This window comes from Lamprobacter modestohalophilus (assembly GCF_016583905.1).
In the GTDB taxonomy this organism is placed as follows: Bacteria; Pseudomonadota; Gammaproteobacteria; order Chromatiales; family Chromatiaceae; genus Lamprobacter; species Lamprobacter modestohalophilus.
Window position 1 is genome coordinate 1 of record NZ_NRRY01000094.1, and the last position, 7,125, is coordinate 7,125.

Below are 7,125 nucleotides of genomic sequence, written 5' to 3' on the forward strand. Positions count from 1 at the left end.
ATGGCTCCATTATCCCGGTCCTGAGCTGGCTCCATTATCCCGGTCAGGCGGTGGCTCCATTATCTCGGTCAGAGGGTGGCTCCTTTATCCCGATCCCCGGGTGGCTCCATATGCGCGATCATTGACAGGTTCTTCGCGGTGGGTGACGCGCGGATCGTTGGGACGCGGCACGGTCTCGAGCGTGAAGCGCTCCGGCATCACAAAGCTGATGATGAAGCTGTCGCCGTCGGTCTGCGCGGGGCGTTGCGTCACCGGGGCGGTCATCTCGATCCGTGTTCCGGCTTGGTCATCATCGCTGGCCGCCGGGCGCTGCGTGACGGGTGCGGTCATCGCGATCTTCTCGGCGGCTTGGTTGTTGCCGAAGATGTAGTCGGCAAGGATGCCAAAGGCCTTGCCCCTGACCTTGTCGAAGCGGCCCTGCACCTCGGTTTCAGCGAGCACTTGCGGCTGATAGCGGCGCAGCTCGAAAACGGGACCTTCACGGACGACCTCGTAAGCCGGTTCTTCGGTGGCCATTGCTTGCCCTCCCCAAACTGTCAGTAGCATCGTCAACGCGATACGCGTCAAGCGTTGCGTGTGCCTGTTCATCATCAATGTCCTCGTGCGGCTGTCGTGTTGGCAAGACGGGTTTGGTGGTGACGAGCCACACTTCATGCAAAGCAAGCCCGCGCCACCGAGACCCATCGGGCAGATGGCATCAGGATACCCAAAGGTCGCGTGCGGGAACGTCGCCAGCCACAAGTCGCTATTCAGATCGCGAGCGCCACAACGCGCTGTCAGCGATGGCTACTTTCAAAGGGGAACACAAAGGGGCCAGCAGCGTTCTCCAAGCCATGCTAAAGTGCTTCTTAGACAAACACTTAAACTATGTTCCCTGCTAAAGAACCTTCGCGAACACCTCGAGGCCGAGGAAGCGGCGCGTCAGGCGGCTGAAGAGGCACGCAAAGCCGCGCAGGAAGCCGCGCTTGCAGAGGCCCAAGCACAGCGTCAAAGCACCCTGATCGCGCTGTGCAACGCTTACGCTGACGCCTTGGAACAGCAGGGCAAGCGGAAGAGCGCCGGCAATGCCAGATCCGTGTTCAAGGTGCATGTGGAAAAGGCTCATCCAGACCTAGCCCGAGCACCGGCGCGCGACATGACGCCGCGCGACATGGCGACCATCATCCGTAGGGTTCGGGAAGCGGGCAAAGAGCGCACGGCTGGGGTGCTGCGTAGCTACTTCGAGCCGCCTATGCGATGGCGATTCGCGCGCCTTACGACAGCGCAGCCAATGCGACGATGGCCACCTTTGCGGTGGAGATGAACCCGGTCGATGCCATTCCGACGATTCCGGTTCGCGCCGGCCATCGCACCCTGAGTGCGGCCGAACTGCGCAACTATCTTGCCGCGCTGAGCGATGAACTGCCTGATCTCGCGTTGCGACTTGCCGTGCTTGCGGGCGGACAGCGCATGTCGCAGCTGCTCAGAACGCGGGTGGCTGACTACAATGAGGGTACCCAGACGCTGCGTCTCTGGGACACCAAGGGCAAACGTCGCGAGCCGCGAGAACACCTGATCCCGCTCGCACCGAAAGGCGCGGCCTTGGTGGCTCAGTTGATCGAACGCGCACAGCAGAAGGTTGAACAAGCGGGGTCCAGCGCATCCGACCGACCGCGACCGCCAAGTCTTTCGCTCTGGGTGTCGACAGGTGGCGCGACGATGGCGGAAACCACGCCCGGCAAGCGGCTTGTCGAGATCACTGCCGTCATGAAGACCGAGCCGTTTAACCTCCGCGATATCAGGCGTACCATCGAGACCATGCTCGCCAGCATGGGGATCAGTCGTGAGACGCGCGCGCAACTGCTCAGTCATGGCCTGAGTGGCGTGCAATCTGTTCACTATGATCGCCATAGTTACATCAACGAAAAGCGCGCAGCATTGCAGGCATGGGAAGCGCACTTGGCGTCGATTAAGGCCATCAGCTAGCGCAACATTCCTGCTGAGCAGCGGGAAACCGCAGAGCAACGAGGCTGTATTTTCTCCAAGCGCATGTGGGGGCATGACCCCTTGATCAGCGTCCTACTCCGTCCGACCAGCGCCTTTTCAGCCCACAGCGAGCCATCGGTTAACCCTGGCAAACCCGAATGACGATCGAACAATGATGACCATGAGCCAAAACGAGCTGTTAGGACGGGTTACTGTCCGCCCAGAGGTGTTCGGCGGAAAGCCCATCATCCGCGACCTGCGCATCTCCGTCGAATTGATCTTGAGCCTGCTCGCTCAAGGCGAATCCTCGGAGGCCATTCTGGATGACTATCCAGACCTCGAGCAGGCCGACATCAACGCCTGCCTCGCCTATGCGCACAGCATGATCGCCCATGAGCGGATCGATCGCATCGCGGTCTCGGGATGAGGTTTCTCGTCGACCGTTGCGCGGGGCGGCGGCTCGCGCACTGGCTGCGCGAGCAAGGCCATGACGTCCGCGAGGCCACTGAAATCAGCCCTGATCCCGGCGACCAAGCGCTCCTCGGATGGGCGGTTCGTGAAGAACGGGTGATCGTCACCATCGATAGCGATTTCGGTCTGCTCGTGTTCTTCCAGAACCAGCCGCATACGGGGATCGTGCGTCTGCCGGACGTACCGGCCGCGCATCGCATTGCCTTGATGGCGCAACTGATCGAGCGTTATGCGGCCGATCTTGCCGAAGGCGCGATTTTGACGGTCGGGACCGAACGCGTGCGTGTCTCACGCACAGCCTCTCGCTCGAGTTAATACAGGACAAGACTCAGCTCACCCAAAGCGGCGCAATCTCCTCACAAGCCATCATCGCGATGGATGGCTGTGATCTGTTTGACCGTGCGATCATTGCATCTTAAATCCCCGCGACGAGTCCCATGATGTCCCCGCTGCACGGCGTTTTGCTGGATCTGGCCACCATCGATCAAGGCGACCTTGATCTGTCCCCGTTGGACCGAGCGTGTGGCGCTTGGCGACGCTATCCGCAGACAGAACCGACCCAGATTCTAGAGCACCTCGGCGATGCACAGATCGCGGTGACCAACAAGGTGGCCCTGGATCGCGCTGTGCTGACCTCGGCCCCTTCCCTGCGACTGATCTGCATTGCCGCGACCGGCACCAACCATGTCGACCTGAATGCGGCGCGCGAGCAAGGCATCGCGGTGGCGAATGTGGTGCGCTATGCCACCCCGGCGGTGGTGCAGCATGTGTTCGCGCTCATCCTGGCCCTGACCACTCGCCTGCCCGAATATCAACGCGCGGTTGCCAGCGGTGCCTGGCAGCAGCATGAGCGCTTCTGCCTGATGGACTATCCCATTCGCGAACTGGCCGGACGGACCCTCGGCATTCTCGGCTATGGCGAGTTGGGTCAGGCCGTTGCCCGGGTCGCCGAGGCCTTCGGGATGCAGGTGCTGGTCGCCCAGCGCCCTGGTGGCGCTGCGCGCGAGGGCCGAGTGGCGCTCGAGCAGCTGTTGCCGCAGATCGATGTGTTGAGCCTGCACTGCCCGCTCACCGACACCACGCGCGGGCTGATCGGCGCGCGCGAGCTGGGGCTGATGCGCCGCGACGCCCTACTGATCAATACCGCTCGCGGCGGCATCGTCGATGAATCGGCGCTGGCCGAGGCCCTGCGCCTTGGCGCCATCGGTGGCGCCGGCGTCGATGTGTTGAGCACCGAGCCGCCGCGTGGGGGCAATCCGCTGCTGAGGTCGGACATCCCCAACCTGATCGTCACGCCGCATATCGCCTGGGCCAGCCGCGAGGCTCGGCAGCGTGTGGTGGTGGAGATCGCAGCGAATATCGAGGCCTTTTTAGCGGGCATTGCGCGTCATCGGGTGGAGGGCGACGGGTATGCAGCATGGTTCAACCCTGATGTGCAGATGAGACGTTCTGCCAGTCCAGCGTCGCCGGCATTGACGTCTTCAACCGACCAGTAACGTCGTTCGATGGATCGCGAGCCGCTCTTTGTGCTTGTCGGTCAACGGCAAGGGACGCTGCCAGCGCAACGCGGCACGGGCTGCCTCGCTCAGCAAGGGCGAGAAGCACGGCTCACCGCTGTCCTCAAAGCTAACCAGGCGGCGATCGAAGGCAGCATCCCAGAGCGCCGAAAGGAGCAGGCCGTTGTGCACATCGAGCCGCTCGGCATCGCTGGTGCAGTCTGACCAGGGGATGATGTGCGACGCGCGCAGGAGCTCGGCGTCGGTGATGCCGGTGAGCGGGCAGCGGCCCTGCCAGTAGTCCAGCAAGCACGCGCGGAAGATGTCTTGGCCGATGCGCTGTATCACCAGCCGCTCGGCCTCGGTGGTCTTTGGCAGGCCTTTGACCTTAGTTTGAAACGCCATCAGCGGCCCCTCGGGCAGGCTGGCCGAGAGCCGGTAGACATGCGGCAACGCGCGGTAGAACTCGCCTAGGGTTGGAAAAGCATAGCGAGCTTGACCTGGCCCCGGCATCGCGGCTTCTGGGAGGCCTAGCTCTTCGATGACGCCCGCATGATCCAGCGCGAGGAACCAAGGTCCTCGGGCACCTGTCGCCGCGAGATGGATCTTGCCCGGCACCGTGGTCGACGCGAATCCCGCCCAGCCTTCGCGGTGCCCAAGCTGGCGGCGAAAGCCGTGCTGCCAGGCCGCCTTTTCGCACTCTTCGCGGACGATGAAGGACTGTGGATCCTGAATCGGCCTCATGCGACCCAGTGAATAACCTGCTTGTCGATCATGGTCTGGAGCCGCGGTGCCGGGCCACCGGGGTATTAGTGGTCCCGACGGTGTTTCTTCAGCCAAGCCTCGATCGTGGCAGGATCAAAGCGCGAAAACACGTCCTCAGGATCGAGCCCCTTGAGCCGCTCCTCAGGATCGAGCCCCTTGAGCCGCTCTTCTGGGCCATAGCACTGAAGCACCTCATCGGGATCGAGCTTACGGATGGACTCTTTTAACCATTCGTGGGCTTCGCGTTGCATGTCTTCAAAGGTGTGAGCCATGTTGCCGTCTCCGAGCAGGTGGTGGGCGAGGAGGTTGGAGAGGTGAAGGCCGATCTCGCTGCGCGGATGATACTGGTGTAGCGCCGCGCGTTGCTGCGCTTTGTTGCTGGAGAATAGCCGCCAGGGGGCGTTGTGCGGCAGCGCGCGCAGGTCGTTGATGACGATAAGGCGCACCTCGCGGGTGCCGGCGCGCAGGGTATAGATGCCGGGCTGTTCGCTCCTTTGACAACTGCCGGGCGGGAGTTGTTTGATCAGCTTGCGTGGAAAATGCGTGGCAATGGCGTAGCTGCGGAAGTCGACCGCTGGCAGCAGGGGATAGGCCTTGTTGGGTTCGCTGACGGGGCGCTCATCATCGGCGGGCCGCTGTTGCAGCGCACGGATGGATGCGAGCTTGCGGTAGGTGACGTAGTGGCTGTTGAGCTCTTCCAGCGCCCAGGCGTCATAGGGCGCGCCGGCGGCTTTGAAGCTGAGCAGGTTGTGCGCGGCGAGGTCTTCGAGACCATCGGGGCATGGCAGATCCTCGGCTGCGACTTGAGTGCCGCGACGGTTGCTGCTGACCGCTGCGGCTTGCTCGATGATCAGCACATCTAAGCGCTGGCTGCGGAGGGCGAGTTCTTCTTCGGTGCTGACACTGTAAGGCAGCCCGATCAGTGCATCGGTGAGGGCTTTGCCGAGCAGTTCATGCCAGGCGATACGGTGGACGCGGCTCATATCAGCAGTTTAGCCGATGGGCTGCTGGTAGGCATAAGCTTGAGCCACGAGCCTCGGCAGCGGCTCCTTTAAGGGTCTGAGCGTCTACCGGATACTTTGGCATGTTCAGGCCGCAATCCTGGTTTCGGCGACGAAGGCCTCCAGCACCTGCTCATCATCTTCCAGTAAATCCGGGCCGAAGTTTTCCAGGTGATAAGCGATGGCGGATTTGACATCGCTCAGCGCCTCCTCGTAGCGGAATGTCGACCGCCTTCGCGCAACAGTAAACAGCCATGTGCGGTTAAGTGTCGGATCAACCGAAGATCTGTTCTTGGCCGCTGTCTGTCTTAACACGTCAAAAGCGCCGCAACGCGCCAAGCCTCGCCAGCGCGTTGAGGCACAGGGGGAAAGAAACGGACGCGCCTTAACGCGCTGTTGTTTCTTTCCCTATAGGGCGGCGCGTTATTAGGAAGCGAGTGTCGTTGGCGCCTTGAAAGGGGCATGGTCGAGGTCTTTCGAGGTCAACGCGCCGGGCTGATCGAGCACCTCCTCCGGCGAGCGCTTCAGCTCGACGAAGCTCTCGAAGGCGTAGCCCGTGCGCTTGATCCAGAGCTCCGGCAGATTGGGCGGCGCATAGCTCAGCTTAGCCCTGGCCAGGATCATGAGGCTGCTCTAGGGATCGGGCTTGCAGCCGGGGGGCGGTCGCCGGTGGCTCTCGTCATCGGGATTCCAGGCTTGGAGGACGGTGGTCATGCGCGAGCCGTCGGCTAACGCCGATCCCCCTCGGCAACTGTGCGGGCCCAGGGTCGTGGCGCGGGCATTCGCCTGACCGGTGTGGTGAACGAAACGCACGCAACAGTCCAAGGTGCGAACAATGCGTCGAGCGGAGGTGATCAGGGCTTGTTCGTTGTCATTCACGGCCTGCTCAGTGGCGCCGAATGACACCAGCGGGTCGAAGGTCACCACTGCCGGGCGGTCGTCGCGATGGGCGCGGCCTAGGTCATCCGCGAGGCGCGTGAGCACCACATTGCCCTGGATCAACTGCGTCAGCTTCAGGCTTGAGCCACAGAGATCCCAAAAGAGCACACTGTCGAACACGCGGCGGCGCTGGACCTCCGACAGTTCGAGGGCGGCCACGATCTCGCGCAGGCGGGCCAGGAGGCGCTCGCGGCGGTCCTCAGCGGTCACGAACAGCGTCCAGCCGGGTTGCTCGATCCGCAGCCCCCAGAGCGGCGCGCCGAGCGCGATCATCGCGGCCTCATAGAGCAGCAGAGTGGTCTTGCCGGTGCCGCCGGGGGCGACCACTTGCGCCACGTCGGCATACAGGTAGCGGTCCACGATGCAGCGCGGCGCCAGGGCCGCACCGGCGATCTCCACATCGGACGGGATCAGCACGCGGCGCGACGGTGGTCGGGTCTCGATCCTCGGTCCTTCGGCGACCAGGGCATCCAATTCAGCCTGTGCGC

The 7,125-nt window shown here is 62.9% G+C and carries 11 protein-coding genes; 4 read left to right on the forward strand and 7 right to left on the reverse strand.

The window, feature by feature from the left end; all coding sequences use genetic code 11:
• Positions 1-84 precede the first annotated feature (84 nt).
• Together CKO42_RS25165 and CKO42_RS25170 are read right to left on the reverse strand one after the other, a co-directional pair.
• The gene (locus tag CKO42_RS25165; RefSeq protein ID WP_200251536.1) at positions 85-516 is read right to left on the reverse strand and encodes an SOUL family heme-binding protein; all 432 of its coding nucleotides are present in this window, start codon (positions 514-516) and stop codon (positions 85-87) included.
• 361 nt (positions 517-877) lie between these two features.
• Positions 878-1,090, reverse strand: coding sequence for a hypothetical protein (locus tag CKO42_RS25170; protein ID WP_200251539.1), 213 nt, complete (start codon positions 1,088-1,090; stop codon positions 878-880).
• A 146-nt stretch (positions 1,091-1,236) separates the two neighbouring features.
• On the opposite strand from CKO42_RS25170, the gene CKO42_RS25175 reads away from it, so the two are divergent.
• From CKO42_RS25175 to CKO42_RS25190, 4 genes are all read left to right on the forward strand, one after another.
• Complete coding sequence (locus CKO42_RS25175) at positions 1,237-1,965, forward strand: site-specific integrase (RefSeq protein ID WP_200251543.1); 729 nt, start codon at positions 1,237-1,239, stop codon at positions 1,963-1,965.
• Positions 1,966-2,140: 175 nt separating this feature from the next.
• Positions 2,141-2,392, forward strand: a complete 252-nt coding sequence (locus CKO42_RS25180) for a DUF433 domain-containing protein (RefSeq protein WP_338035006.1) — start codon at positions 2,141-2,143, stop codon at positions 2,390-2,392.
• Entirely contained in the window at positions 2,389-2,751 is a 363-nt protein-coding gene (locus CKO42_RS25185) for a DUF5615 family PIN-like protein (protein ID WP_200251548.1), read from the forward strand. The genes CKO42_RS25180 and CKO42_RS25185 overlap by 4 nt, the downstream gene beginning before the upstream one ends.
• Before the next feature lie 125 nt (positions 2,752-2,876).
• Positions 2,877-3,932: a 2-hydroxyacid dehydrogenase gene (locus CKO42_RS25190; RefSeq protein ID WP_200251551.1), complete on the forward strand. Its 1,056-nt coding sequence runs from the start codon at positions 2,877-2,879 to the stop codon at positions 3,930-3,932.
• Here CKO42_RS25190 and CKO42_RS25195 read toward each other — a convergent pair.
• The 5 genes from CKO42_RS25195 to CKO42_RS25215 form a co-directional block, all read right to left on the reverse strand.
• Positions 3,918-4,676: an HNH endonuclease gene (locus CKO42_RS25195; RefSeq protein WP_200251554.1), complete on the reverse strand. Its 759-nt coding sequence runs from the start codon at positions 4,674-4,676 to the stop codon at positions 3,918-3,920. The genes CKO42_RS25190 and CKO42_RS25195 overlap by 15 nt on opposite strands.
• Before the next feature lie 65 nt (positions 4,677-4,741).
• On the reverse strand, positions 4,742-5,680 hold the full coding sequence (locus CKO42_RS25200) for a hypothetical protein (RefSeq protein WP_200251556.1): 939 nt from the start codon (positions 5,678-5,680) through the stop codon (positions 4,742-4,744).
• 105 nt (positions 5,681-5,785) lie between these two features.
• Positions 5,786-6,013 (reverse strand): hypothetical protein, encoded by a 228-nt coding sequence (locus CKO42_RS25205; RefSeq protein WP_200251558.1) that lies wholly within the window; start codon positions 6,011-6,013, stop codon positions 5,786-5,788.
• A gap of 111 nt (positions 6,014-6,124) precedes the next feature.
• The gene (locus CKO42_RS25210) at positions 6,125-6,322 is read right to left on the reverse strand and encodes a hypothetical protein (protein WP_200251560.1); all 198 of its coding nucleotides are present in this window, start codon (positions 6,320-6,322) and stop codon (positions 6,125-6,127) included.
• Positions 6,323-6,331: 9 nt separating this feature from the next.
• The coding region (locus CKO42_RS25215; RefSeq protein ID WP_200251563.1) for an AAA family ATPase at positions 6,332-7,125 on the reverse strand (794 nt) is incomplete at its 5' end.